At 28.2% G+C, this 26,297-nt stretch carries 27 protein-coding genes and 3 pseudogenes; 24 read left to right on the forward strand and 6 right to left on the reverse strand.

Going from position 1 to position 26,297, the window contains the following annotated elements; all coding sequences use genetic code 4:
* The first annotated feature begins 2 nt into the window (after positions 1 to 2).
* The 24 genes and pseudogenes from MSROBK_RS02105 (at position 3) to MSROBK_RS02210 (ending at position 22,961) form a co-directional block, all read left to right on the forward strand.
* Positions 3 to 1,235: an HD domain-containing protein gene (locus tag MSROBK_RS02105; protein ID WP_052443429.1), complete on the forward strand. Its 1,233-nt coding sequence runs from the start codon at positions 3 to 5 to the stop codon at positions 1,233 to 1,235.
* A gap of 18 nt (positions 1,236 to 1,253) precedes the next feature.
* Entirely contained in the window at positions 1,254 to 1,793 is a 540-nt protein-coding gene (gene rpoE, locus MSROBK_RS02110) for a DNA-directed RNA polymerase subunit delta (protein ID WP_040092862.1), read from the forward strand.
* Between the two features lie 83 nt (positions 1,794 to 1,876).
* Entirely contained in the window at positions 1,877 to 3,472 is a 1,596-nt protein-coding gene (gene pyrG / locus MSROBK_RS02115; protein WP_040092863.1) for a CTP synthase, read from the forward strand.
* 67 nt (positions 3,473 to 3,539) lie between these two features.
* Positions 3,540 to 4,841, forward strand: a complete 1,302-nt coding sequence (locus MSROBK_RS02120; RefSeq protein WP_040092864.1) for an adenylosuccinate synthase — start codon at positions 3,540 to 3,542, stop codon at positions 4,839 to 4,841.
* Positions 4,841 to 6,130 (forward strand): adenylosuccinate lyase, encoded by a 1,290-nt coding sequence (purB, locus tag MSROBK_RS02125; RefSeq protein ID WP_040092866.1) that lies wholly within the window; start codon positions 4,841 to 4,843, stop codon positions 6,128 to 6,130. Before MSROBK_RS02120 ends, purB begins: the two co-directional genes overlap by 1 nt.
* 14 nt (positions 6,131 to 6,144) lie before the next feature.
* The gene (gene pth, locus MSROBK_RS02130; RefSeq protein ID WP_040092867.1) at positions 6,145 to 6,714 is read left to right on the forward strand and encodes an aminoacyl-tRNA hydrolase; all 570 of its coding nucleotides are present in this window, start codon (positions 6,145 to 6,147) and stop codon (positions 6,712 to 6,714) included.
* Positions 6,704 to 7,378, forward strand: coding sequence for a 16S rRNA (cytidine(1402)-2'-O)-methyltransferase (rsmI, locus tag MSROBK_RS02135; RefSeq protein WP_227991368.1), 675 nt, complete (start codon positions 6,704 to 6,706; stop codon positions 7,376 to 7,378). Before pth ends, rsmI begins: the two co-directional genes overlap by 11 nt.
* A 265-nt stretch (positions 7,379 to 7,643) precedes the next feature.
* Positions 7,644 to 7,892 (forward strand): hypothetical protein, encoded by a 249-nt coding sequence (locus tag MSROBK_RS02140; RefSeq protein ID WP_227991370.1) that lies wholly within the window; start codon positions 7,644 to 7,646, stop codon positions 7,890 to 7,892.
* Between the two features lie 26 nt (positions 7,893 to 7,918).
* Positions 7,919 to 8,338 (forward strand): transposase family protein, encoded by a 420-nt coding sequence (locus MSROBK_RS12840; protein WP_040092869.1) that lies wholly within the window; start codon positions 7,919 to 7,921, stop codon positions 8,336 to 8,338.
* Entirely contained in the window at positions 8,280 to 8,753 is a 474-nt protein-coding gene (locus MSROBK_RS12845) for a transposase family protein (RefSeq protein ID WP_181382060.1), read from the forward strand. The genes MSROBK_RS12840 and MSROBK_RS12845 overlap by 59 nt, the downstream gene beginning before the upstream one ends.
* A gap of 446 nt (positions 8,754 to 9,199) precedes the next feature.
* Positions 9,200 to 9,421, forward strand: a complete 222-nt coding sequence (locus MSROBK_RS11420) for a hypothetical protein (RefSeq protein ID WP_168226815.1) — start codon at positions 9,200 to 9,202, stop codon at positions 9,419 to 9,421.
* A 73-nt stretch (positions 9,422 to 9,494) separates the two neighbouring features.
* The gene (locus tag MSROBK_RS02155; protein WP_040092871.1) at positions 9,495 to 10,370 is read left to right on the forward strand and encodes a hypothetical protein; all 876 of its coding nucleotides are present in this window, start codon (positions 9,495 to 9,497) and stop codon (positions 10,368 to 10,370) included.
* 320 nt (positions 10,371 to 10,690) lie between these two features.
* Positions 10,691 to 10,915: pseudogene (locus MSROBK_RS02160) on the forward strand (arginine deiminase family protein); the annotation flags it as partial.
* 56 nt (positions 10,916 to 10,971) lie between these two features.
* Positions 10,972 to 11,391 carry a transposase family protein gene (locus tag MSROBK_RS12850; RefSeq protein ID WP_040092874.1) on the forward strand — a complete coding sequence of 140 codons (420 nt, stop codon included), beginning with the start codon at positions 10,972 to 10,974 and terminating at the stop codon, positions 11,389 to 11,391.
* Positions 11,333 to 11,806 carry a transposase family protein gene (locus MSROBK_RS12855; RefSeq protein ID WP_181382060.1) on the forward strand — a complete coding sequence of 158 codons (474 nt, stop codon included), beginning with the start codon at positions 11,333 to 11,335 and terminating at the stop codon, positions 11,804 to 11,806. Before MSROBK_RS12850 ends, MSROBK_RS12855 begins: the two co-directional genes overlap by 59 nt.
* A 172-nt stretch (positions 11,807 to 11,978) precedes the next feature.
* On the forward strand, positions 11,979 to 12,959 hold the full coding sequence (locus MSROBK_RS02170) for an arginine deiminase (RefSeq protein WP_227991502.1): 981 nt from the start codon (positions 11,979 to 11,981) through the stop codon (positions 12,957 to 12,959).
* Between the two features lie 39 nt (positions 12,960 to 12,998).
* Entirely contained in the window at positions 12,999 to 14,003 is a 1,005-nt protein-coding gene (gene argF, locus MSROBK_RS02175) for an ornithine carbamoyltransferase (RefSeq protein WP_040092875.1), read from the forward strand.
* Positions 14,004 to 14,041: 38 nt separating this feature from the next.
* Positions 14,042 to 15,532, forward strand: a complete 1,491-nt coding sequence (locus MSROBK_RS02180; RefSeq protein ID WP_040092877.1) for a YfcC family protein — start codon at positions 14,042 to 14,044, stop codon at positions 15,530 to 15,532.
* Positions 15,533 to 15,556: 24 nt separating this feature from the next.
* A pseudogene (arcC, locus tag MSROBK_RS12305) lies at positions 15,557 to 16,489 on the forward strand (carbamate kinase).
* Between the two features lie 333 nt (positions 16,490 to 16,822).
* On the forward strand, positions 16,823 to 18,373 hold the full coding sequence (locus tag MSROBK_RS02190) for a hypothetical protein (protein ID WP_040092878.1): 1,551 nt from the start codon (positions 16,823 to 16,825) through the stop codon (positions 18,371 to 18,373).
* Positions 18,374 to 18,460: 87 nt separating this feature from the next.
* Positions 18,461 to 20,464: a type I DNA topoisomerase gene (gene topA, locus MSROBK_RS02195; protein WP_040092879.1), complete on the forward strand. Its 2,004-nt coding sequence runs from the start codon at positions 18,461 to 18,463 to the stop codon at positions 20,462 to 20,464.
* A gap of 114 nt (positions 20,465 to 20,578) precedes the next feature.
* A complete protein-coding gene (locus MSROBK_RS02200) occupies positions 20,579 to 20,902 on the forward strand; it encodes a S1 RNA-binding domain-containing protein (protein ID WP_040092880.1) in 324 nt (107 codons plus the stop codon).
* A gap of 59 nt (positions 20,903 to 20,961) precedes the next feature.
* On the forward strand, positions 20,962 to 22,239 hold the full coding sequence (locus MSROBK_RS02205; protein ID WP_040092881.1) for a glucose-6-phosphate isomerase: 1,278 nt from the start codon (positions 20,962 to 20,964) through the stop codon (positions 22,237 to 22,239).
* Positions 22,240 to 22,655: 416 nt separating this feature from the next.
* Positions 22,656 to 22,961, forward strand: a complete 306-nt coding sequence (locus MSROBK_RS02210; protein WP_052443432.1) for a hypothetical protein — start codon at positions 22,656 to 22,658, stop codon at positions 22,959 to 22,961.
* Between the two features lie 425 nt (positions 22,962 to 23,386).
* On the opposite strand, the gene MSROBK_RS02215 is transcribed toward MSROBK_RS02210, so the two are convergent.
* The 6 genes and pseudogenes from MSROBK_RS02215 to MSROBK_RS02230 all read right to left on the reverse strand — a co-directional run bounded on the left by MSROBK_RS02215 (position 23,387) and on the right by MSROBK_RS02230 (position 26,265).
* On the reverse strand, positions 23,387 to 23,755 hold the full coding sequence (locus MSROBK_RS02215; protein ID WP_084217940.1) for an SDR family NAD(P)-dependent oxidoreductase: 369 nt from the start codon (positions 23,753 to 23,755) through the stop codon (positions 23,387 to 23,389).
* Positions 23,756 to 24,007: 252 nt separating this feature from the next.
* Positions 24,008 to 24,268: a transposase family protein gene (locus MSROBK_RS12860; protein ID WP_258272983.1), complete on the reverse strand. Its 261-nt coding sequence runs from the start codon at positions 24,266 to 24,268 to the stop codon at positions 24,008 to 24,010.
* Positions 24,234 to 24,407 (reverse strand): transposase, encoded by a 174-nt coding sequence (locus MSROBK_RS12865; RefSeq protein WP_127092996.1) that lies wholly within the window; start codon positions 24,405 to 24,407, stop codon positions 24,234 to 24,236. The genes MSROBK_RS12860 and MSROBK_RS12865 overlap by 35 nt, the downstream gene beginning before the upstream one ends.
* A complete protein-coding gene (locus tag MSROBK_RS12870; RefSeq protein WP_040092885.1) occupies positions 24,392 to 24,844 on the reverse strand; it encodes an IS5 family transposase in 453 nt (150 codons plus the stop codon). The genes MSROBK_RS12865 and MSROBK_RS12870 overlap by 16 nt, the downstream gene beginning before the upstream one ends.
* 26 nt (positions 24,845 to 24,870) lie before the next feature.
* Positions 24,871 to 25,248, reverse strand: a complete 378-nt coding sequence (locus MSROBK_RS02225; RefSeq protein ID WP_052443433.1) for an SDR family NAD(P)-dependent oxidoreductase — start codon at positions 25,246 to 25,248, stop codon at positions 24,871 to 24,873.
* 181 nt (positions 25,249 to 25,429) lie between these two features.
* Positions 25,430 to 26,265 (reverse strand): annotated as a pseudogene (locus MSROBK_RS02230) (IS5 family transposase).
* Positions 26,266 to 26,297: the final 32 nt, after the last annotated feature.

A 26,297-nucleotide genomic window follows, 5' to 3' on the forward strand; every position in this document is an offset into this window, starting at 1 on the left:
AGATGATGAAATTACCCTTAACAATCCGGGATAGTGTTCATGGTGATATTGAAATTATTGAAGAAATTGCTGTCAAATTAATTAATACTCCAGAATTTCAGCGGTTACGTCGCATTAGTCAGTTAGCAGGGGGACAATATGTTTTTCCAAGTGCGTCGCATACGCGTTTTTCACATTGTATTGGTGTTTATCATTTGGTTAGTAAAATGTTAGAAACACCAAGTTTTCAAGAAATGTATAGTAAACATGAACAATTATTGGTTAAATTAGCAGGATTATTGCATGATATTGGGCATGGTCCTTTTTCGCATACTTTTGAAATGATTAATAAAATTACGAATAGTAATATTAACCACGAAAGTTATTCAACATTATTAATCAAAAGTCCAACATCAAATATTAATAAGATTTTAATTGAAGAATTTAGTTCAGATGAAATTAATGAATTATGTATGATTATTGAAGGAAAACATCAGGATAGTGTTTTATCATCATTAGTTTCATCGCAATTAGACGCTGATCGGATGGATTACTTATTACGTGATGGCCAAACAAGTGGTGTTGGTTATAGTCATGTTGATACGCAATGAATTATTCGGCACTTGTTTATTAAAGACAAAAAAATCATTTTTCCGTTAAAAGTTCAGTATGCAATTGAATCCTTTCTAATTGGTCGTTATCATATGTATAAACAAATTTATTTACACCCATTAAGCATTGGTTTTGATTTAACTTTTAAAATGATGTTTAAGCGTTTATGTGATTTGTACCATGAAAAATATCCTTTTAAAAATAAAGATATTGTAACATTATTAAGGCCATTATTTGATGGTAAAATGATGAAAGCAGAAGAGTATTGTTTATTAGATGATTACACTTTATTTACTTATTTAAAAATGTTAGAGCAGGAAAATGATGAAATTTTAGTTACTTTAATTAAAATGTTAACAAATCGTCAGTTTTTACGAAAAGTAAATAATGATAAAAGAAATTTAGAAGAAATTAAAAATAATTTGATAAAAAAATATAAAAACCATTATAATTATTTTATGGTTGAATATAACCTAAAACCAGTTAAATTATATGATAGTGATACAAAACCAATTTATATTGATACTCCTGATGGTATAAAATGCATTATGGAAGTGTCAGAAGTCTTGGCATTTAAAAATAATAACAAAGAAACTGCAACAACAATTTGGTTTTCAATTGGTGAAAGATATGAAAGTAGTTAGTAAGAAAGGTTTAAATTAATGAACGATAGTGTAGAATTATTAGAGTTAGTGTATTTATGTTTAAAGAAAAAAGGTGGAAGTGATACTTTTGAAAATATTTGAAATGAGATTGCTTCACAAAGTGCTGTAATAGTACACGGAACAAGTAAGGAAGACGTTATTGCGGAATTATATACTGATTTAGTTTTAGATAATCGTTTTGTCTTAACAAGTGAAGGTATGTGAGGGTTGCGTGAATTTTTAAAATATGATGATATTAAAAAACAATATGATTATACTGATCAATTTGAAACAACAGAAGAATTTGAAGATATTGATTTAGATGAAGAGGAAGAAGATGAAGAAGAGGAATCATTGATTGACACTCTTGATTTTGATGATACTTTAGATGAAGATGATAATGAAGAGGATGATTTTGTCAAAATTGAAGTTGAGGATGATGAGTTGACGAATGATTATTCTGTTGATGATGACGATGAGACAGTAGCCGCTAAATTGGGTATTACAGAAGAAATTGACTGAAAAGCTCTTGAAAAGGAAATGGAAGAAAATAATTAATACCAAGATTGAAGAGTGTTAGAACTGACAACCCTGTTAATTTCTAAACTCTTTTTATTTGGGGATGAAAGGATGAAAATACGATGGCAAAATATATTTTTGTAACGGGAGGAGTTGTAAGCGGTCTGAGGAAAGGAATTACTGCTTCTTCAATTGGTGTCTTATTAAAAGCAAGTGGATTAAATGTTTTTATGCAAAAATTTGATCCATATTTAAATGTTGACCCAGGAACAATGAGCCCTTATCAACATGGGGAAGTTTTTGTTACAGCTGATGGTGCAGAAACTGATTTAGATTTAGGACACTATGAACGTTTTATTGATGAAAACTTAACAAAAGAATCAAATATTACTTCAGGACAAATTTATAAAAATGTAATTGAAAAGGAACGTCGTGGTGAATATGATGGCGGAACAGTCCAAGTGGTGCCACATGTTACTAATGAAATTAAAAAGAAGGTATATTATGCCGCAGAAACATCAAAAGCTGATATTATTATTACTGAAATTGGTGGTACTGTTGGTGATATTGAATCATTACCTTTTATTGAAGCAATTCGCCAAGTCCGAATGGAACAACGTCGTGAAAATGTGATATATATGCACGTTTCATTAGTTCCGTATATTGCTGCTTCAAAGGAATCAAAAACAAAACCAACGCAACATTCAGTGCGAGAATTATTATCATTAGGAATTCAACCCGACATTGTTGTTGCTCGCGCAGAACAATTATTAGATGATAGTTTAATTGAAAAGATTGCTTTATTTTTTAATATTGAAAAAAGTAATGTTCTTGTTGCAACTGATGCTGCGAGTATTTATGAAGTACCAATGAAAATGTATCAGCAGAATGCGCAGCAAGTGATTAGTAATTTGTTAAATTTAAACATTACAAAAACAGATATTACGGAATGAAAGCGATTTGTTGAAAAAATTGAACATTCACAAACAACAATTGAAATTAAGTTGGTCGGAAAATATATTGAGTTACCAGATGCTTATCTATCTGTTAGTGAATCATTACGAATTGCTGGTTATGAAAATAGTGTTCAAATTAAAATTGATTGAATTAAAGCTGAAGATGTTACTGTCGATAATTATCAACAGTTATTTCAAAATGCAAAGGGAATTTTAGTTCCTGGTGGTTTTGGTAAACGAGGTTTTGAGGGGAAAATTTTGACTTGTCAGTTTGCCCGTGAAAATAAGATTCCGTTATTAGGAATTTGTTTTGGAATGCAAGCAGCAGTGATTGAATTTGCTCGTAATGTTTGTCATATTGAGGATGCAAATTCTTCTGAACTAGTTAAAACAAATAATGCTGTTATTGATCTGATTCGTGGCAAAGATAAAACAGAAGATATTGGTGGAACGTTACGATTAGGAAATTATAAAACAACTTTAGTTCCAAATACATTAGCTCATCAATTATATGGTAAAGATGAAGTATTAGAACGTCATCGTCATCGTTATGAGGTTAATAATGATTATCGTCAACAATTAGAACAAGCAGGATTAGTTTTTAGTGGCCTTTATGAGACAAAAAACTTGGTTGAAATTATTGAATTACGTGATCATCCGTTTTATATTGCTGCGCAATATCATCCTGAGTTTACTTCACGGCCAAACAAACCAAACCCATTATTTAATGGTTTTATCCAAGCGGTAATTAAGACTAAATAAAGAGAAAAAATGTAAAATCATTGAAAATTATATTAAGATTAAAAGGTAGAAAGGTTGGGAATAAGTTATGAGTGGTACAAATTATCGAACATTAGCGGTTGTTGGTAGTCAATGAGGGGATGAAGGAAAAGGTAAAATTACCGATTATTTTGCCCAAAAAGCTGATGTTATTGTGCGCTGAGCGGGTGGCGATAATGCTGGGCACACAATTGTGATTAAGGGAACAAAATATAAGTTAAGTATTGTTCCTTCGGGTGTTTTTAATAAAAATTCAATTAATGTAATTGGGAATGGTTGTGTTGTTAACTTACGAAAATTAGTTAGTGAAATTAATTATTTACAAGAAAATGGGTTTGACTGTAGCAATCTACGGATTAGTGATCGAGCACATTTAATTTTTCCATATCATATGAAAATTGATGAATTGCAAGAAGAATATCGCCAAAAAGATTCAATTGGAACAACAAAAAAAGGAATTGGACCTTGTTATCAGGATAAGGCCGAACGAATTGGGATTCGTTTAGGTGATTTGTTTGATGAAGCTGGATTTTTACAAAAATTAGAAAATAATTTGAAATTTAAAAATGAAATTTTAACAAAGATTTTTAATAGTGAAGGATTTGAACCAAAATTAATTTGAAAAGAATATTTAGATTTATTCCAACAAATTAAAACAAAGGTAACTGATACTTCAATTTTAGTTGATAATGCGATTTATGCCCATAAGAAAGTCTTATTTGAAGGAGCCCAAGGAGTAATGCTGGATTTAGACCACGGAACCTATCCTTTTGTGACATCTTCTAATCCAACAGCTGCATCAATTCCGGTTGGGGTTGGAATTGCCCCGCGTTATATTAATAATGTTATTGGAATTGTCAAAGCTTATAATACGCGAGTTGGAACTGGTCCGTTTCCATCAGAAATTTTCGGCGAAACAGAACAATATATTCGCGAAGTAGGACGCGAGTATGGTACTGTTTCTGGTCGCGCGCGGCGAATCGGGTGGTTCGATGGTGTTTTAATGAAACATTCATTACGAATTAGTGGTTATACTAGTATGGCAATAATGTTGTTAGATGTTTTATCATCAATTAAGGAATTGAAAATTTGTGTTGGATATGAATATGAAGGTCAACAAATTGATTATGTTCCAAGTACAATTAAAGAATATGAAGCATGTAAACCAATCTTAATTACAATGCCAGGGTGAGAAGAGGATATTAGTAAAGTGACGTCATTTGAAGAACTACCACATAATTCTCAACAATATTTAATGAAATTAGAAGAAATTGTTGGAGTACCAATTAGTTTATTTTCGGTTGGTCCTGATCGTGAACAAACCATTTTAATGAATGAGGGAATTTTCTAATGATTAATCGTTATGCTGTTTCAGAGTTGGAAGCAATTTGAAGTGATGAAAATAAATATAATACTTGAGCAAAAGTAGAGCTATTAGTTTGTGAAGGTTGAGCTAAAATTGGCTTAATTCCTCCTGGCGATATTAAAAAAATTAAAGAACATTTAACAGTAAATTTATCACGAATGTTAGAATTAGAGGTTGAAACAAAACATGATGTTGTTGCTTTTACCCGCATGTTGTCTGAAACATTAGGACCAGAAAAGAAATGAATTCATTATGGTTTAACATCAACTGATGTTGTTGACACTAGTCAAAATTATTTAATTAAAGTTTCAAATGAAGTTGTTAAAAAATCCTTGCATCTGTTGCAAACAGTTTTAAAATCGTTAGCCCTCTTATATAAAAAGCAACTAATTATGGGGCGTACCCATGGGATGTTTGCTGAACCAACTTCATTAGGATTAAAATTTTTACTTTGGTATGCAGAATTAGAACGAAACATCATTCGTTTTAATGCAGCAGCACAAGGGATTGAAGTTGTAAAAATTTCTGGTTCAGTCGGTAATTTTGCTCATGTTGAAATGGCGGTCGAAGAATATGTTGCACAACAATTAGGATTACAAATTGATCCAATTGCAACTCAAGTTACTTCCCGTGATTATCATGTTGCGTTGTTCACTAGTTTTGGACAAATTGCTAGTTTATTAGAAAAAATGGCTTTAGAGTTTCGCCACTTTCAACGTTCAGAAGTTAACGAAATTGCCGAAGGCTTTAGTAAAACCCAAAAAGGGTCATCTTCAATGCCCCATAAAAAAAATCCAATTAGTGCGGAAAATATTTCAGGATTAGCTCGTTTAATTCGTAGCAACATGAATGTTGCTTTTGAAAACAATTTATTATGACATGAACGTGATATTTCACATAGTAGTAATGAACGAATTATTATTCCTGACACATATCAGTTAGTTGTTTATTTGTTAAAACGAATGATTATTGTTCTTGAAGATTTAGTTGTTAATCCAATTAAGATTAATGAACATTTACAACAAGCGAATAATCTTTATTTTAGCCAAGTTGTTTTAACAAAAATTTTGAAAAAAACTAATTATTCGCGGGAAGAAGTTTATGATTTTATTCAAAAATGCACCTTACTTACACAACAACAAATTGATTTTAAAACAGTCTTGATTAAAAATGATGTTGCAAAATATTTAACATTATCAGAACTAGACCAGTTATTTGATATTAATTATTTTTTACGTAATGTTGATAAAATTTATCAACGGGTGTTGAAATAAAGAGGAGCGAAATTATGAAGTTAATTGTGGGTTTGGGTAATCCGGGTTGTGAATATAGTTATACAAGACATAATATCGGATTTTTAGCAATTGATAAACTAGTTGTTAAGTTTAATTTAACAAAACCTCGTAATGTTTTTAATGCTTTTGTTTGAGAAACAGCAATTAACAATGAAAAAGTTCTTTTTTGTCAATCGCAAACTTTTATGAATTTAAGTGGTGATGCCGTTTTATTAATTAAACAATTTTATAAATTAACGTTAGAAGATATCATTGTTATTTATGATGATAAAGATCTTGCCTTTAATGTTATAAAATTAAAAAAGAATGGTTCAAGTGCGGGGCATAATGGTATTAAAGATTTAATTCACAAGTTAGGTAGTGAAAATTTTTTGCGTATTAAGTTAGGAATTGGTAAGCATAATCAAATCCCGCTTCGCAACTGGGTTTTAGGAAAATTTAGCGCTGATCAGTTAGCAATTATTAATAATGACCTTCTAGAAAGAGTTTCTCAAATTATTTCCCAATATTTGGTTCAAGGTGATAGTTTTGATAAACTAATGAGTCTTTATAATGGCAAATAAAATTAAGCAATATGGTTTTAAAAGTAATCGGCCCAAAGTTTATTTAATTGCAACACCAATTGGGAACTTACAAGAAATGACACCACGAGCGATTGATGTTATTAAAAATAATGTTCAAAAAATTTATTGTGAGGATACTCGTAATACTTTAAAATTGTTAAATTATTTTAATCTAAAGAAAAAATTAGTTTCATTAAATAAAGAAAATGAAATTGAACGGTTTACAGAAATGATTAATGATTTAACAGCTAATTTATCGATTGCTATTATTGGTGATGCTGGTTATCCGTTAATTAGTGATCCGGGTTATTATGCTGTTCATAAAATTTTAGCGGAGTATCCTTATGATGTTGTGCCAATTAGTGGAGCAAATGCTGCTTTAAATGCGATTGTTAGCTCAGGTCTTAATCCAAAACATTTTTTATTTTTTGGTTTTTTAGATAAAACTAAAACAAAGAAAACTAATGAATTAGCACAAATTGCACAGCTACCATACCCAGTTATTTTTTATGAAGCACCACACCGTCTGTTAGAAACATTAAAACTAATTTTTACGGTGCTGGGTGATCGTCAAATTGCAGTGGTGAAGGAACTTACAAAAATTTATGAACAATGATATCGTGGTTCTTGCCAAGAAGTTTTAACATTTTTAGCAGAAGAATAAAATGTTGCTTTTGGTGAATATGTAATTGTTGTTGATGGATTTACTTGTGAACCAAAAAGCATCGTTGCTGATGAAGTTTTAATTAATGAAATTGATCAATTAATTAAAAATAAAAATTATCGAGTTAGACAAGCAATTGATTTTGTTGCTAGCAAATATCAAATTAGTAAAAATATCTTGTATAATAAATATCATCATCACAAGCAGTAATATGTCAAAACAAATACAGATTAAAAATTTAATTTATTGTAGTCTTCTTTTTAGTTTGGAAATTATTATTTTAGCGTTAACTTATTTTTATAGTTTATTTCATTATCAATTAAATTGGTTAAGTTACTCATGATATTTTATTAGTTGATGGAGTGTTCAAACGGATTTATTAATTTTGTTATTTGCGTTAGGTGGTTTAATTTATTTTAGCAAGCAAAAATATTGTCATTTTGTGACAAACCATCTTTTTGTGTTATATATTAGACTTCTTGCGATACCATTTTTTATTAAAATATTATTATAAAATATAATTTATGAGGAAATAAAAATATGAACAATAATAAATTTAATACTCTTAATGATAGAAAATGGTTAAAATTAACAGTAATAAAAAAATCCACTTTTAATAAAATGTTAGATATTTTAAAAGTTGCTGAAATAGAAAAATTTAAAAAAGGTGGTAAAACTAATAAATTATCATTAGAAAATAGATTATTGATGACTTTATTATATTGACGAGAATATCAGACTTATTTTCATCTTGGTAAAAGTTTTGATATTAGTGAGGCTAATTGTTATCGTAATATTAAGTGAATTGAAGATATTTTAATTAAAAACTCTGATTTTCAACAACTTGCTGGTAAAAAAGCACTAATAAATGATTATTTTAATGATAAAAATATTATTATTGATGCTACCGAAACTCCAATCCAACGCCCAAAAAAGACAAAAACAATCTTATTCTGGTAAAAAGAAAAAACATACGATCAAAACACAAGTAATTATCGAACAAGAAACCAAAAAAATTATTGCAACAAGTTTTTCGCTCGGAAAAAAACATGATTATGCTTTATTTAAAGAATCAAAAATCCCAATTTTAAAAAATACCAAATTAATAGTTGATAGTGGTTATCAAGGAATACAAAAAAATCACAATAATGTTCTAATACCTACAAAGAAAACAAAGAAAAACCCTTTAAACAAAGAACAAAAGCAATATAATAGACTAGTTTCAAAAATGAGAATTATTATTGAAAATATTTTTGCTATTCTTAAAAAATTTAAAATTATTACAGAAAAATATCGTAATCGAAGAAAAAGATTTGGTTTAAGATTTAATTTAATTGCCTCAATTTATAATTTACAATTATTATATTTAACATAAAATATTTATTTAAAATTAAATAATTTAAATAATAAATTAATTTTTCGTTGTGGAAAAATATTAAATTTTTAAATAAAAAACATAATTAATTAAAATTATATTTTTCTATTAGTATCTTTTTTACAAATATTTGCAATTTTTTAACAAGTAATGCAAGAAGTCTATTGTTTTTGCAGCATTGTTAACTTTTTTGTTTTTTACAATCGGTAGTGTGATTGGTGCAATTACAAGACAAACTTTTACCGCAAGTTGGAATAATATTACAATTTATTGGATTAGTACTGTTGTTCAACATTGACTTTGTCCAATTATTTTTATTATTTATTTTTGTTTTAGGTTTGAAAAAAATAATTAATCATCGTGATTTTTATGCACGAAAGTTATACAAGTTTTATCTTCATCCCATTTTCTAAACAATTTTTATTGCTTTACGACAAATAGTATTATTGTTAACTCCGATTGATGAAAAGTTATGAAATTATAGTACTCCTGCCAAAAATTATTATGTTCCATATTTTTTTCAAGATTTTCGAAAACCAGAATATTATATTTTATATTTAATTGTCTTAAGTTTAATTATTGCGTTATTAGTTTCAATTGTTGTTAATTTAAATAATTTGTTAGTTAATCGTCAAAAAATTAAAGAAAATCAAGAAAAGACAAATTAAAATAACATAAATTTTTATTTTACGGTAAAATTGGAGTACATAATAATTTATAGAAATAGAGGGATATGATATTATGACACAACAGAATAATTTCTGAGCAGATGTTGAAAAAGGAATGATGAATTATTTAACAAAATATATTGATCTTTTTGAAGTAGATTATCAAAAGGATACTGCAGAAAAAAACCCAAAAATTGAAGCATTTTTAGCAGGAGCTAAATTTAAAACTAATTTTGAGGATTTATTTAATTTTGTTAAAACAGAAATTAAACCTTTATTTGATGATATTAGAACTGAATATTTAGAAGATAAAACACCCGAAGAAGTTGATCAAAAGAAAGTGACAACACTAATTGAAGTAAGTAAATTATTTAATGCAATTATTCCGTTACCTCGTTTTTTAAACGATTTTATGGCTAGTGCCAAAGAATCAAGTCCAGTTGATTTAAATAAACTTTTCGTAGATATGATGAAAGTAGAAATTACTGAATTAACAAAAATTTATGATGAAGAAATTAAGAGTTTAGATTCAGCCCTTGATAAATGTTTAGAAGATATTAATCAAGCAAGTGATGCGTTAGAAATTTGAAATTTAGTAAATCAATTAGGATTATTTTTACAACGCGATATTGTTTTAACTGAATTTTCAGTTGATCAAGAAGAAGAAAAATTAAAAACACAATTAGAAAATATTGATAAAATTGAGAAAGATTTTAATGAGGGAAAAATTAAGTTACCAGAATTTAACAAAGCAAAAATTGTTGAAGAAGTGGAAACTTATCATAAATTTGTTATTGGATTAACACCAGAAAAAAGATTAGAAATTGCTCAAAAAATAACAGACTATCGTAATAAAGTTGTTCCATTAGTACAAATTATTCAATGCTTACATGAGTTATTAATGAATATTTTGACTTCAACTAATATTATTAATACTGCAAAACAATAAGAAATTTATTGTTTTTTTATTTAAAAGAGTATAAGATTAGAGGTATAAGGATAAAAAAGTAAGGAATGGCATCTTTACTTCTGCAATATGTAAAGTCATATTGTCAATAAATATATATTGTGCTAGGAGAATAACGAATACAAAAAAGTATATTTATTTAAATGATATTAAAATATTACAACTTGATAAGCATCCTGTATATTTAAAAACAATTTGTTTTTTACTTTTTTTGCATATTTATCTTTAAAATTTTTTAATAAGATATTTTTATTAAAGTGTTTTATTAAAGATTAACGTAGAAAGAAATGAGGAAATGTAACATGGCAGAAAAATATGGTATTAATGTTTACTCAGAAATCGGTCAATTAAAAACCGTTTTATTACACCGTCCTGGCGATGAATTAGCTAATTTATCACCAGATTTGCTAGAAAGGTTATTATTTGATGATACACCAGATTTAGCAGTTGCCCAAAAAGAACATGATGCTTTTGCAAAAGTTTTTAAAGATTTAGGTGTAGAAGTTTTATATATTAGACTTCTTGCGATACCCTTTTTTATTAAAATATTATTATAAAATATAATTTATGAGGACATAAAAATATGAACAATAATAAATTTAATACTCTTAATGATAGAGAATGGTTAAGATTAACAGGAATAAAAAAATCCACTTTTAATAAAATGTTAGATATTTTAAAAGTTGCTGAAATAGAAAAATTTAAAAAAGGTGGTAAAACTAATAAATTATCATTAGAAAATAGATTATTGATGACTTTATTATATTCACGAGAATATCAGACTTATTTTCATCTTGGTAAAAGTTTTGATATTAGTGAGGCTAATTGTTATCGTAATATTAAGTGAATTGAAGATATTTTAATTAAAAACTCTGATTTTCAACAACTTGCTGGTAAAAAAGCACTAATAAATGATTATTTTAATGATAAAACTATTATTATTGATGCTACCGAAACTCCAATCCAACGCCCAAAAAAGACAAAAACAATCTTATTCTGGTAAAAAGAAAAAACACACGATCAAAACACAAGTAATTATCGAACAAGAAACCAAAAAAATTATTGCAACAAGTTTTTCGCTCGGAAAAAAACATGATTATGCTTTATTTAAAGAATCAAAAATCCCAATTTTAAAAAATACCAAATTAATAGTTGATAGTGGTTATCAAGGAATACAAAAAAATCACAATAATGTTCTAATACCTACAAAGAAAACAAAGAAAAACCCTTTAAACAAAGAACAAAAGCAATATAATAGACTAGTTTCAAAAATGAGAATTATTATTGAAAATATTTTTGCTATTCTTAAAAAATTTAAAATTATTACAGAAAAATATCGTAATCGAAGAAAAAGATTTGGTTTAAGATTTAATTTAATTGCCTCAATTTATAATTTACAATTATTATATTTAACATAAAATATTTATTTAAAATTAAATAATTTAAATAATAAATTAATTTTTCGTTGTGGAAAAATATTAAATTTTTAAATAAAAAACATAATTAATTAAAATTATATTTTTCTATTAGTATCTTTTTTACAAATATTTGCAATTTTTTAACAAGTAATGCAAGAAGTCTATTGAAAAATTAGTCGCTGAAGTTTTAGAAACTGATCCAAAAATGCGGCAAACTTTATTAGAACAATTCTTAAAAGAATCCGGTGCAAAAGCAGAGTATATTAGTAAATTACGTACTTATTTAGACAAATTAGATAATCAAGCTCTTGTTAATAAAATGATTGTCGGAGTGACAAAATATGAATTAGGAGTTGAGATAACTGATGATTATCCATTAGCAGTTGACCCTCTACCAAATATCTTATTCCAACGTGATACATTTGCATCAATTGGGAATGGAGCAACAATTCACAAAATGTTTACGATAACAAGAAATCGTGAAACATTATTTTCTGATGTTGTTTTAAGACATCACCCACGTTTTAAAGATAAAATTAATTACTGATATAGTCGTGATGAAAAAGAAACTTTAGAAGGTGGAGACATTTTAGTTTTAAACAAAAAAACATTAATCATTGGTGCATCACAATGAACATCAATGGAAGCAATTAAAAAAGTAGCAAAAAATTTAATTGAAAATAATTCAGTTAATTATGAAAAAGTAATTGCATTAGATTTAAAAACAAAAAATCGTGCTTTCATGCACTTAGATACTGTTTTTACAAATATTGATTATGATAAATTTATCGCTCATCCATTAATTTTTGAAGCAATGGGTGAATTTAAAATTTTTGAGATTACAAAAAATGGGGTCACAGAAATTAAAGAAACAATTAAAGATTATTTATCAGCAGAAGTTGGAAAACCAGTGCACATTTTTAAGTGTGGTGGTGAAGACCCAATTTCGCAAGCAAGAGAACAATGAAATGATGGAACAAATGTAATTACAGTTCGTCCTGGCGAAGTAATTGCTTATTCACGTAACCATATTACGATTGAAGAATTAAAAGCGGCAGGAGTTAAAGTTCATGTCATTGCTTCATCTGAATTATCACGGGGACGTGGTGGACCTCGTTGTATGTCGATGCCAATTTGAAAAGAAGACATTTAAAAAATTAATATTACATTTTAAAAGGAGAGAAAAAATAATATGGCTGTAAATTTAAAAGGAAGAAGTTTTTTAACTTTATTAGATTTCACACAAAGAGAAATCTATTATTTATTAGATTTAGCAAAACAATTAAAAGATGCAAAATATGCTGGAACAGAACAAAAACCATTAGCTGGTAAATCTGTTGCATTGTTATTTGCAAAGGATTCAACACGAACAAGATGTGCGTTTGAAGTAGGAGCATTTGATTTAGGAATGCACCCTGTTTATTTAGGACCAAGTGGTAGTCAAATGGGGAAAAAAGAATCAATTGAAGATACAGCAAAAGTATTAGGAAGAATGTTTGATGGAATTCAATTCCGTGGTTTCAAACAAACCGATGTTGAAGCTTTAGCAAAATTTTCAGGAGTACCAGTTTGAAATGGTTTAACTGACGAATTTCACCCAACACAAATGTTAGCGGACATTTTAACATTACAAGAAGAAAAAGGTCGTCGTAACATGAAAGGGTTAAAATTTGTTTACTTTGGAGATTCACGTTTTAATATGGCAAATAGTTATATGGTTGTTAGTGCTAAATTAGGAATGCATTTTGTTGCTTGTGCACCAAAAGATTTATGACCAGACAAAGAATTATTAAAAAAAGTAGAAGCTATTGCTAAAGAACATGGTGGATCAATTACTTTAACGAAAGATCATAAAACAGCAGCAAAAGATGCTGATGCTATTGCAACTGATGTATGAGTATCAATGGGAGAAGACCCATCAGTGTGAGGACAAAGAATTAAATATTTAACACCATACCAAGTAACAATGGAAAAAATGAAACAAGCAAAAGAAGATGTTATTTTCTTACATTGTTTACCAAGTTTCCACGATGCTGAAACTGATACTGCCCAACAAGTAATTAAACAATTTGGCGGAACTGGTGAATTAGAAGTTACTGATGAAGTATTTCAATCAAAATATTCACGTGTTTTTGAAGAAGCAGAAAATCGTTTACATATTATTAAAGCAGTAATGCTAGCAACAATTCGTGATTAGAATTTGTTGAAAAATAGAATTCAGAAAGGGTTGCAGAAATGGATGTAAAAAATAAAAAGAAGTTTAAGTTTAAATTACCAACGGCATTCACAATTTTATTAGTACTTACATTGTTTATTATTATTATTTCTTGAATTCCAGGAACAACAGGGGCTTGAACTGATGCGGATAAAAAGACGTATGCGGGGGGACCAGCTGGGATTTTTGACTTATTTTTAGCGCCAATGAATGGTTTTAAAGATAAAGTTGATGTTATTATCTTTATCTTAGTGCTAGGAGGATTTTTAGGAATCGTTATTGAATCAAAAGCACTAGATGCCGGAATTGGGCGGTTAGTAGCAAAAATGAAAGGTCGCGAAATTTGAATTATTCCAATTGTAATGTTCTTATTTTCAGTTGGAGGAACAACTTACGGAATGGGAGAAGAAACAATTGCGTTATATCCTGTTATTATTCCGGTCTTATTAGCTGCTGGATTTGATGTCTTGACAGCTGTTATGACGATTTTATTGGGAGCTGGAATTGGATGTATCGGGTCAACTTTAAACCCTTTTGTAGTTCAAATTGCAGTTTCTAATGCTGGTGTTCCTGAATTAACATCATCAACAGGAATTGTTTGAAGAGTAGTAACATGATTATTATTAACAGCAGGAGGAATTTCTTTTGTTGTTTGATATGCGTTACGTGTTCGTCGTACGCCAGGGAAATCACCATTATTTGATAAAAAAGATTTTTATGAAGCAGAATTTGCAATTGCGGCTGATTTACCTGAATATACTAAAAAACGAAAAGCAATTATGGTTATTTTTATGATTGCTTTTGCTTTAATGATTTTTGCCTTAATTGGGTGAGATAAGTTTGGAATACCGGTCTTTGTTGATTTTACTGAGTTAGTTAGCAAACATGCTCCGTATATTGCGCATTTCTTTGCGCCATTAGGACAATGATATTTTATGGAAATTTCAGCGTTATTCTTTATTTCATCACTTATTATTGCATTAATTAACTGAAAGGGAGAAGAAAACTATGTTAATAGTTTTATCCGTGGATCAGCTGATATTTTATCAGTGTGTTTAATTATTGCGTTTGCAGCTGGAATTGGTTTCATTATGACAAATACTGGAATGCAAACTAAATTAGTTAGTGGATTATCTTCACCAATGTCATCGTTAGGAAAAACTGGTTTTATTATGGTGGCGTTCTTCTTCTTCTTAATTATTTCCTTTGTAATTCCATCAAGTTCAGGATTTGCAACAGCGGTCTTTCCGATTTTAGGACCAGTTGCAAACGGAGTTTCTGCTGGATTAGCATCAGGAACAATTACTGCCTTTTCATTTGCAAATGGAATTATTAACTTAGTTTCACCAACTAGTGCAATTTTAATGGCAGCATTATCAATTTCAAAAGTTCCATATGACAGCTTTATTAAAGCATCATGGCCATTACTTGTTGGAATTACTATTGGGTCAATTGTCTTGTTGGCAGTTGGTACTTTATTACCAATTTCAAATACTGGGACTTGATTCTAAGACTAAGAAAGGATATGTAAATTTATGGCAAGAATAGTTGTTGCGTTAGGGGGAAACGCTTTAGGAAATTCCCCCACTGAACAACAAGAAATTGTAAAAGATACGGCAAAAGCAATGGTTGATATTATCGAAAACGGTGATGAATTAATTATTGCGCATGGGAATGGACCACAAGTTGGAGTGATTAACAATGCTTTTGATGAAGCATCACATGTTAATAATAAAATCCCAATGATGCCATTTCCAGAATGTGGGGCAATGTCACAAGCTTATATTGGATATCATTTGCAAAATGCAATTTTAAATGAACTAAATAAACGAAAAATTAATAAAAGTGTTGTGACGATTGTAACTCAAGTTGAAGTTGATCAAAAAGATCAGGCTTTTAATAATCCAACAAAACCAATTGGGGCTTTTTATGCAGAAGCGGAAGCAAAAGCATTAGCTGCCAAAAATGGTTTTAGCGTTAAAGAAGATGCCGGGCGAGGATGACGACGCGTAATTGCTTCACCACAACCCGTTGACATCGTTGAAAAACATATTATTTAGGACTTAATCAACAAGGGGCATATTGTTATTACTGTTGGTGGTGGGGGAATTCCCGTTGTGAAAACTGCCAGTGGTTATCAAGGTGTTCCTGCTGTAATTGACAAAGATTTTGCTAGTGCAAAATTAGCAGAATTAATCAAAGCTGATAAATTAATGGTTTTAACAGCAGTTGCAAAAGTTGCAATTAATTATGGGAAACCTAATCAAGAAACTTTAGATGTTTTAACATTAGCTTATGCTAATAAATATATTGCTGAGAATCAATTTGTGCCAGGTAGTATGTTGCCAAAAGTTCAAGCAGCAATAAAATTTGCTAATTTAGGTGATCAAAAATTTGCTATTATTGCTGAATTAGCGCAAGCAAAAGCAGCATTAGCTGGTAAAGCTGGAACAGCAATTAAAAAATAATTGATTTATAAAAAAGTATTTTAATAAAATACTTTTTTTATTTTTTATCTTTAATTACCTTAATGAAGACGTCCTGACTATTCAGACGATCTATTAACAGCTGATAAAATAATAAAATTATTGTTCGGGGGTAAAAAAGAAGGGAAGGAATTTAAGACATAATGAAACAATGAAAATTAAAACCATTAAAAACATTGTGCAAAATCCATTCAACTGTCTTGAAATTAAACTAGTTATTTTGTATAATTTTAAGTTCCAAGATCGAAAATGTTATTTCATTGCTTTTATGTTATAATTAATATAAGTGATTAAATTGCGAATAGGGTGAATAATATGGGTGAAAACATAAAAAAGGGTCATAGTAAGGGTTGTCATAATAATTGTCGGATTCATTATAATCCTGATTTTTTTAGTTATTATCAATATCCATATCCACCGTTTTATCCATATCCTACTCCCCCATCAGGAGTGCAGTATACCCTACCACAAAATTTATATCCCCCATTGTTATCGCAGTATAATTATTCGCCAGTAATTCAACAACCAACACCATTACAACAACAATCTCCCGCAATGGTAAATCCAACGCCACCGTATCAAAATATTAATCAAACGGTGAATCCTTCTTCATTGCCAAATTTAGGGCCTGAGAATGATATGCGAAATATGTCATCATATCATAATCGGTATGATTATCGTAATCAACAATATTTGGATGATCCTTATTCACCGTATTATAATTCTCGCCCATTCGCGAAAGAAAGTAATTATAATGATTTTCGTCGTCCTGTCGGTCCGCTTAGTGCTGAAGATGAATATAATTGAGCAATTCATATTTCTAAAATTTTAGATGAGTTTATTAGCCGCGATCGTAATCAGCCAAAAACAAGTGGTGGTGAATACAAAGAATTTAAAAATACGTTAGATACTTCACTTCGTCATTTAAAAGAAGCTGAATCTTTAAATAAAACTTTAATTGAAGCTTGAGAAAAAAGAAATGAAAAACAAGAGTCACGGTCAACTGTAACTAGTTCAGAAACAATTATTTTACCAGAATTACCATTAACAACTGAACAAGAAGAAGTAATCCAAAATGAACCACCAACAATTTTAAATGCGGAGAATCGCTCAGAAGTAAAAGATGTCATTGAACCTGCAGGAAAGGCAAAAATTGATTCACTATCTGAAAATAATGTTTTTAATTTATTTAATTTTGATGATGATTTTGATAGTCACTTTGATGACGAACAGGATGACGAACACAGTTTCTTCTTCGATACTGCTGAATTCAATGACCCCACTCCCCCAATTGTTAATAAAGCAGAACATGATGATAATTTTGACAATAATTTTACAGAAAATTTACATGATTTTTTTGATACAAATGCTCCAGTAATTGATTTAGATCCAACGAAAGTTGAACCAATGATAGATGATGAAACAGAAGAAAGTTTTAAAAATAGTTTTGTAAAAGGAGTGGTTGATACATCACCCGGATTGGGAACATATAAAAATTACACCATTAAGACATTAATGGGAAAAATTCAAGCACAAGAAATTTATGATAAAATCTTTGATGAATTTGGTCATAGCAAGATGGATCAGTTTGAAGTTATGAATGAATTTGGGCTTACGCAAAAACAATATGATAAGTTAATTGATAATTTTTATCAAGTAAAGAAAAATTGGAATAAGAAAATCGATGAAAAACAAATTGGGGTTGTAATTCGCTCAAGATTTAATGTCAAAGCCTTTTGAATTAGTATGACTATTATTGGAATAATTTTGTTACTAGTTGGGGTTATTGTTATTCTTTATTTTACAGTTCCAAGTGTTGCAAATACGATTGATATGATTATTAATAAGATTCAAAATCTATTTTAGTTTGAAAAAATAAATTTAAATAGTTTTTTTGAAATATTATGTATAATAATTATTGTAATGTATTATCCAATTTAAAGGAGAGAAAAAATGGCGAATACGCTGGTAATAATGGAATCCCCCACAAAAACAAAAGCAGTTGAAAAATATCTTGGTGATGGTTATTTAGTATTATCTTCAGAAGGACATATTCGAAACTTATCAACAAAGGGTGAGTATGGTCTGGGTGTTGATATTGAAACTTTTGAACCAACTTACAAGATGGAACGTGGTAAAAAAGAACTGGTAAAAAAATTAAAACAAGAAGCTAAAGCTGCAAATTTAGTTATTCTTGCAACGGACCCCGACCGTGAAGGAGAAGCGATTGCATATCACTTGAATGAAGTTTTAAATTGTAATGACAAATCGCGTCGTGTTCGTTTTAATGAAATTACAAAAGAAGCCGTTTTAGAAGCGTTTCATCATCAAACTGATATTGATATGAACTTGGTAAAATCACAAGAAGCACGCCGAATTCTTGACCGTTTTATTGGGTTTCGATTAAGTAAATTGTTACAAAAAAAGATTAAGTCAAAATCAGCTGGACGAGTACAATCTGTTGCGTTAAAATTAGTTGTTGAACGAGAAAAAGAATGACAAGTTTTTGTTCCCGAAGAATATTGAACTGTTGAAGGATTATATAAAAAAGCAGTTGTTAAATTAACAAAATTTAAAGATGAAAAGATTGAATTAAAAAATGAAACTGATGTTTTAAAAATTAAAAAGGCATTAAAAAAAGATTTTGTTGTTGTTCAAGTTAAGGAAATAGAAAAACACCGAAAATCACCTAATCCACACACAACATCAACAATGTTACAAGAAGCAAGTAGTAAGTTTGGGTTTGCTTCAAATAAAACTTCTTTAATTGCGCAACAACTATACGAAGGAATTAAAGTAAAAGATGATATTACGGGGTTTATTAGTTATCCTCGAACAGACTCTATTCGGTTAAGTGATAAATTTATTCAAGATGCATTTGATTATATTACGATTCAGTATGGGCAAAAATATTTGGGTGAAGTTAAAACTCCTGCTAAAAATAAAAAAAATGTGCAAGATGCCCATGAAGCAATTCGACCAACTGATTTAATGATGACACCTGATGCAGCAAAAGAATATTTGAGTCGTGATCAATTACGTTTATATAAAATTATTTATAATCGTGCTCTTGCTAGTTTAATGGCTAGTGCTAAATTATTAAGTAAAGCAATTATTTTAGATAATAATAATTATGAATTTCGAATGACGGGAAGTACGATTCAGTTTGATGGTTTTTTAAAATGTTCCGCATTAGATGATGATGAAGAAATTGCAAAATTACCAGCCTTGAAACCAAACCAAATTATTAATTTAAATGAATTATTTGGAATTCAGCACTTTACAAAACCACCAAGTCGTTATTCTGAAGCAAAATTAATTAAAACACTAGAAGAAATTGGTGTCGGTCGACCATCAACTTATGCCCCAATTATGCGTACTTTAAAAGAGCGTGGGTATATTATTGTCGAAAATAAAGCTATTAAAGCAACAGAAAAAGGAATTTTAACAAGTGATAAGTTGCAAGAATATTTTAATGATATTATTAATGAAACATATACTTCAACCATTGAGGAAAGTTTAGATGTGATTGCCCATGGTGAAGCAGACCCTAAACCATTATTAAAAGAATTTTGAGAACGCTTTGAACCACGAATTGAAGCAGCAATGGAATTAATGGAAGAGATTCCGGTTGAAAAAGCGGGAATTGATTGTCCAGAGTGTGGTCGTGATTTGGTATATCGTTATGGAAAATATGGAAAATTTATTGCTTGTTCTGGTTTTCCAAAATGTCGCTATATTCACCAAACTGGTCCTAAATTTGGGCTATGCCCAGAGTGTGGTGTTGGTGAAATTATTTTAAAATTTAATAAACGTTTTCAACACTTTAAAGCTTGTACTAATTATCCAAATTGTCATTATACTGATTCTTATAAAGAAGAAAAACCTGAGCAAGAAGGAAATAATGAGGATAATAATGAAAATAACGGATTATATCGCCGTAATTTATTAAAATAAGGTGATATAATCCTTTTTATATGCGGCTAATAAATTTTTTTCTGATTTAGAAAATGATTTTCATAGTTCTAGCGGTATAATTATTATAGTTTTAGAAAGGGGCTGTGACTAATTATGTATGAAAAAGGAAGTAAAGTTATTGCGAAGATAAAAAACATTACACCATTTGGTGCTTTCTGTGAGTTAAAGAACGCGGATGGATTAATTCACATTAGTGAATTTTCAGATTTCTTTGTAAGAGACATTAAAGAATTTGTTAATTTTGGTGACAATGTTGAAGTGGAAGTACTTGATTTTGATCCAGTTAAGAAACAAGTTAAATTAAGTTATAAAAACTGCCGACCTGAATTACTGAAGAAAAACAACAGTCAAATTCAAGAGACGGGAGCAGGTTTTCAACCTTTATGTGAAAAAATTACTTCGTTAACAAGTAAATAAAACGTTTAAATTTTATAAATAAATTGATTTTTAGATAGAAAGCGGGCAATATTATTAAAATGATCAAAGTAAATTTTACTAATGCATTAAGTGAAGCTGTTTTCGAGAAGTATTTAGGACAAGTTAAAGATATTCACCATATGATTCATGACAAAACTGGCCTAGGAAGTGATTTTTTAGGTTGGGTTGAATGACCAAATACTTATGATCAAGCAGAACTTGCAGCAATGAAACAAACAGCAAAACAATTAGCGAATGAAATTGATGTTTTATTAGTAATTGGAATTGGTGGGAGTTATCTTGGTGCTCGTGCTGCGATTGAAATGATTAATGGGTTATATAGTCAACAAAAAGTCAAAGTAATTTATCTTGGTAATACAATGTCTTCAACTTATATGGCACAAGTTTTACAATATCTTCAAAATAAGAAATTTGGAATTTGTGTTGTTTCTAAATCTGGAACAACAACTGAACCAGCGATTGCATTTCGTCTATGTAAGGAGCTTTTAGAGAAAAAAGAAGGGTTTCTAAAAGCAGCAAAATTAATTGTTGCAATTACCGATAAGCATAAAGGTGCATTAAAAACATTAGCTGATGAAGCAGGATATCAAACCTTCGTAATTCCTGATGATATTGGAGGAAGGTATTCAGTTTTAACTCCGGTTGGGGTTTTTGCAATGCTCGTAAGTGGTATTGACGTTGACAATGTTTTTAAAGGAGCACAACAAGCTTATCAAGACACTTTAATTGATGATTTAACTAATTATGCCTATAAATATGCTGTTGGCCGTTATATTTTGAATTACGAAAAAAAATATAAAGCTGAAATGCTTGTAACTTATGAGCTACAAATGCAGATGATTACTGAATGATGAAAACAATTATTCGGAGAATCAGAAGGAAAAGATTCAAAAGGATTACTACCTTTATCATGTATTTTTTCAACAGATTTACATTCTCTTGGTCAATTTATTCAAGAAGGAACAAAAAACATCTTATTTGAAACAGTTATTGAAATTAAAAAACCACAATTAGATCTTGCTTTAACCAAAGCAGAGCAAGACATTGATGGCTTAAACTATCTAGCAGGAAAAACATTGCACGAGGTCAATATAACTGCAATCCAAGGTGTTATCGCCGCTCATATCAAAGTAGGACATGTTCCTAATATTATTTTGGAATTTGAGACAATGGATGACAAAATGTTTGGCTATTTATCATATTGATTTATGAAAGCATGTGCGATGTCAGCTTATTTATTAAAAATAAATCCGTTTGATCAACCTGGTGTTGAAATTTATAAAAAAAATATGTTTGATTTGCTAGGAAAAAATTAAAAAATAACAAGGTAAAAAATATTGAATCTCAATATTTTTTGTTTTTTTAAGTTAAATTAAAGCGACAAATGCGGTAAAACTATTAATTAAATAATAGAATTTTTGATTTAAATATGATTCTTATCATTATTTTATATTAAAAAATAATTTTCTTGTGCCTTAAGGTAGGATAATACTATCTTAGGATGTCCTAAGAGATAAAGAAAGGTTAATTTTAAATGAAAAAAATTTTAAGTTTAGTAAGTAAGTGTATTAACAATTGGCGTTGCACCAATTTTAACATTAAATGCTACGAGTTTATATGATGTAAAAAATAATTTTGAAGGTACTGATTTCAAAGCTAACTTAGAATCTAGTCAACAAGCAAAAAAATAGTAAAAAGAGAAACTGAGATTCATCAAAAAAAATCTAATTTTGTGAAAGATTCAGAATTGGCAACACCAATTACGAAGGTGACCGCTTTTTATATAAATAATTCGGATAAGAATACATTTATTTGATCAAAAAAATTACCAACAGGAACAAAATATAATTTTTTTAAGGTAGAAGTTAAAGAAAATAGTAATTATTGAGTTGAAGGGTATGAATTTAATTATTTTAATCGAAGGGTTTATTCACCGCTAGGTTATGTAGTTAATATGCCATTAATAAATAATAAAGAAGATGAAAAAACATTAGCAGAAGAAACTTATAGTAGCTATGTATGAGGGAATAAGAGTTAAAGAAAGATTGATGTAGTAAACGTAAAGTTAATTTTAAATTTGCAATATTCTGATAATGTCATAACTGCGAAATTTACCGCTAAAGCTACTGTCAAAAATACTAGTTTATTTAGTTGAGTGAAAACTCAAGCCAAATTTTATTTTAAAATTATAGTTTCTTAAAACAAATGATTATAATGATAATAATGTTGAATAAAATTAATGAACTATTTTTTTAAACTAACTTTATTTTAAATATGATTATAATTTTTATATTACCTATTTTATTTAAAAATACTAAATCTCTTTATCAATATGATATATTTTAATTAATAACATTATTTTATTTATCTTTAATTATTAAGGACTATAAAATAATGTTTTTTTATTTAAAAATTAACTTAAAAAAAAGTTAATTTATTGTAGTTTGTATTCTAGGTTATAAATTATAAACCTGATTTTTGCATTTTATAGACTTGTTTTAAAACCATTTTACGAGGTAAGTGCTTTGCGAAAAAAACATTAATTTTATTTTTACTGCCAATTAAAACAACGTCTCTTTTTGTTTGATTAATTTTTTTAAAAGCAATTTTAGTAAATTTAGTAACATTCATGCTACCAGGTGGTAGTTTTTTACTTTGATATTGGGCTCTATTTCAAAAGTCTGTTTTGATTGGACCGGGACATAACGCAATTACCTTTAATTTAGATTTTTGTTGTTGCAATTCAAAATTTATTGCACAACTAAAATTTAAAACATAACTTTTTGAGGCAAAATAAGTGGCATATAATGGTCCTGGTTGGAAGGCGGCGATGGAAGCGCGAGGTTAATAATTCTTTTTTCGGTGTTAGTTTTATGATATTTTAAATAGAAGTATTTAGTCATAAATTGGAGACTTTTAATAGACTTCTTGCATTACTTGTTAAAAAATTGCAAATATTTGTAAAAAAGATACTAATAGAAAAATATAATTTTAATTAATTATGTTTTTTATTTAAAAATTTAATATTTTTCCACAACGAAAAATTAATTTATTATTTAAATTATTTAATTTTAAATAAATATTTTATGTTAAATATAATAATTGTAAATTATAAATTGAGGCAATTAAATTAAATCTTAAACCAAATCTTTTTCTTCGATTACGATATTTTTCTGTAATAATTTTAAATTTTTTAAGAATAGCAAAAATATTTTCAATAATAATTCTCATTTTTGAAACTAGTCTATTATATTGCTTTTGTTCTTTGTTTAAAGGGTTTTTCTTTGTTTTCTTTGTAGGTATTAGAACATTATTGTGATTTTTTTTGTATTCCTTGATAACCACTATCAACTATTAATTTGGTATTTTTTAAAATTGGGATTTTTGATTCTTTAAATAAAGCATAATCATGTTTTTTTCCGAGCGAAAAACTTGTTGCAATAATTTTTTTGGTTTCTTGTTCGATAATTACTTGTGTTTTGATTGTGTGTTTTTTCTTTTTACCAGAATAAGATTGTTTTTGTCTTTTTTTGGGCGTTGGATTGGAGTTTCGGTAGCATCAATAATAATAGTTTTATCATTAAAATAATCATTTATTAGTGCTTTTTTACCAGCAAGTTGTTGAAAATCAGAGTTTTTAATTAAAATATCTTCAATTCACTTAATATTACGATAACAATTAGCCTCACTAATATCAAAACTTTTACCAAGATGAAAATAAGTCTGATATTCTCGTCAATATAATAAAGTCATAAATAATCTATTTTCTAATGATAATTTATTAGTTTTACCACCTTTTTTAAATTTTTCTATTTCAGCAACTTTTAAAATATCTAACATTTTATTAAAAGTGGATTTTTTTATTCCTGTTAATCTTAACCATTCTCTATCATTAAGAGTATTAAATTTATTATTGTTCATATTTTTATGTCCTCATAAATTATATTTTATAATAATATTTTAATAAAAAAGGGTATCGCAAGAAGTCTAATATTCAAATCAATTAAATTTAGTTCATCATCAATGTTAGTATTCTCAAACATTCCGAAAACACTAAAACCAGCATTATTGATCATAATATCAAAATCAATTTTATTAAGTTCAGAAATTAGTTTTCTGTTGGTTGCAATTTGACTTAAATCACAATTAAATGTTTGTAAATAACTGGTTAGATTTTGTTCTTTTGCTCAGATTGTAATTGGTGTTGTATTTCTTGCCACACAAAAAACATTAATATGGTTCGTTAAGTATTGTTTTGCTAATTCAAAGCCAATTCCTTTGCTTGCTCCTGAAATAAAGACACTTTTAATGTTATTTAATTTCATTTTAGTTCCCCCTTTATTAGACTTCTTGCATTACTTGTTAAAAAATTGCAAATATTTGTAAAAAAGATACTAATAGAAAAATATAATTTTAATTAATTATGTTTTTTATTTAAAAATTTAATATTTTTCCACAACGAAAAATTAATTTATTATTTAAATTATTTAATTTTAAATAAATATTTTATGTTAAATATAATAATTGTAAATTATAAATTGAGGCAATTAAATTAAATCTTAAACCAAATCTTTTTCTTCGATTACGATATTTTTCTGTAATAATTTTAAATTTTTTAAGAATAGCAAAAATATTTTCAATAATAATTCTCATTTTTGAAACCAGTCTATTATATTGCTTTTGTTCTTTGTTTAAAAGGTTTTTCTTTGTTTTCTTTGTAGGTATTAGAACATTATTGTGATTTTTTTGTATTCCTTGATAACCACTATCAACTATTAATTTGGTATTTTTTAAAATTGGGATTTTTGATTCTTTAAATAAAGCATAATCATGTTTTTTTCCGAGCTAAAAACTTGTTGCAATAATTTTTTTGGTTTCTTGTTCGATAATTACTTGTGTTTTGATCGTGTGTTTTTTCTTTTTACCAGAATAAGATTGTTTTTGTCTTTTTTTGGGCGTTGGATTGAAGTTTCGGTAGCATCAATAATAATAGTTTTATCATTAAAATAATCATTTATTAGTGCTTTTTTACCAGCAAGTTGTTGAAAATCAGAGTTTTTAATTAAAATATCTTCAATTCACTTAATATTACGATAACAATTAGCCTCACTAATATCAAAACTTTTACCAAGATGAAAATAAGTCTGATATTATCGTCAATATAATAAAGTCATCAATAATCTATTTTCTAATGATAATTTATTAGTTTTACCACCTTTTTTAAATTTTTCTATTTCAGCAACTTTTAAAATATCTAACATTTTATTAAAAGTGAATTTTTTTATTCCTGTTAATCTTAACCATTCTCTATCATTAAGAGTATTAAATTTATTATTGTTCATATTTTTATGTCCTCATAAATTATATTTTATAA

The organism is Spiroplasma poulsonii (assembly GCF_009866525.1).
GTDB classification, from domain to species: domain Bacteria; phylum Bacillota_I; class Bacilli_A; order Mycoplasmatales; family Mycoplasmataceae; genus Spiroplasma; species Spiroplasma poulsonii.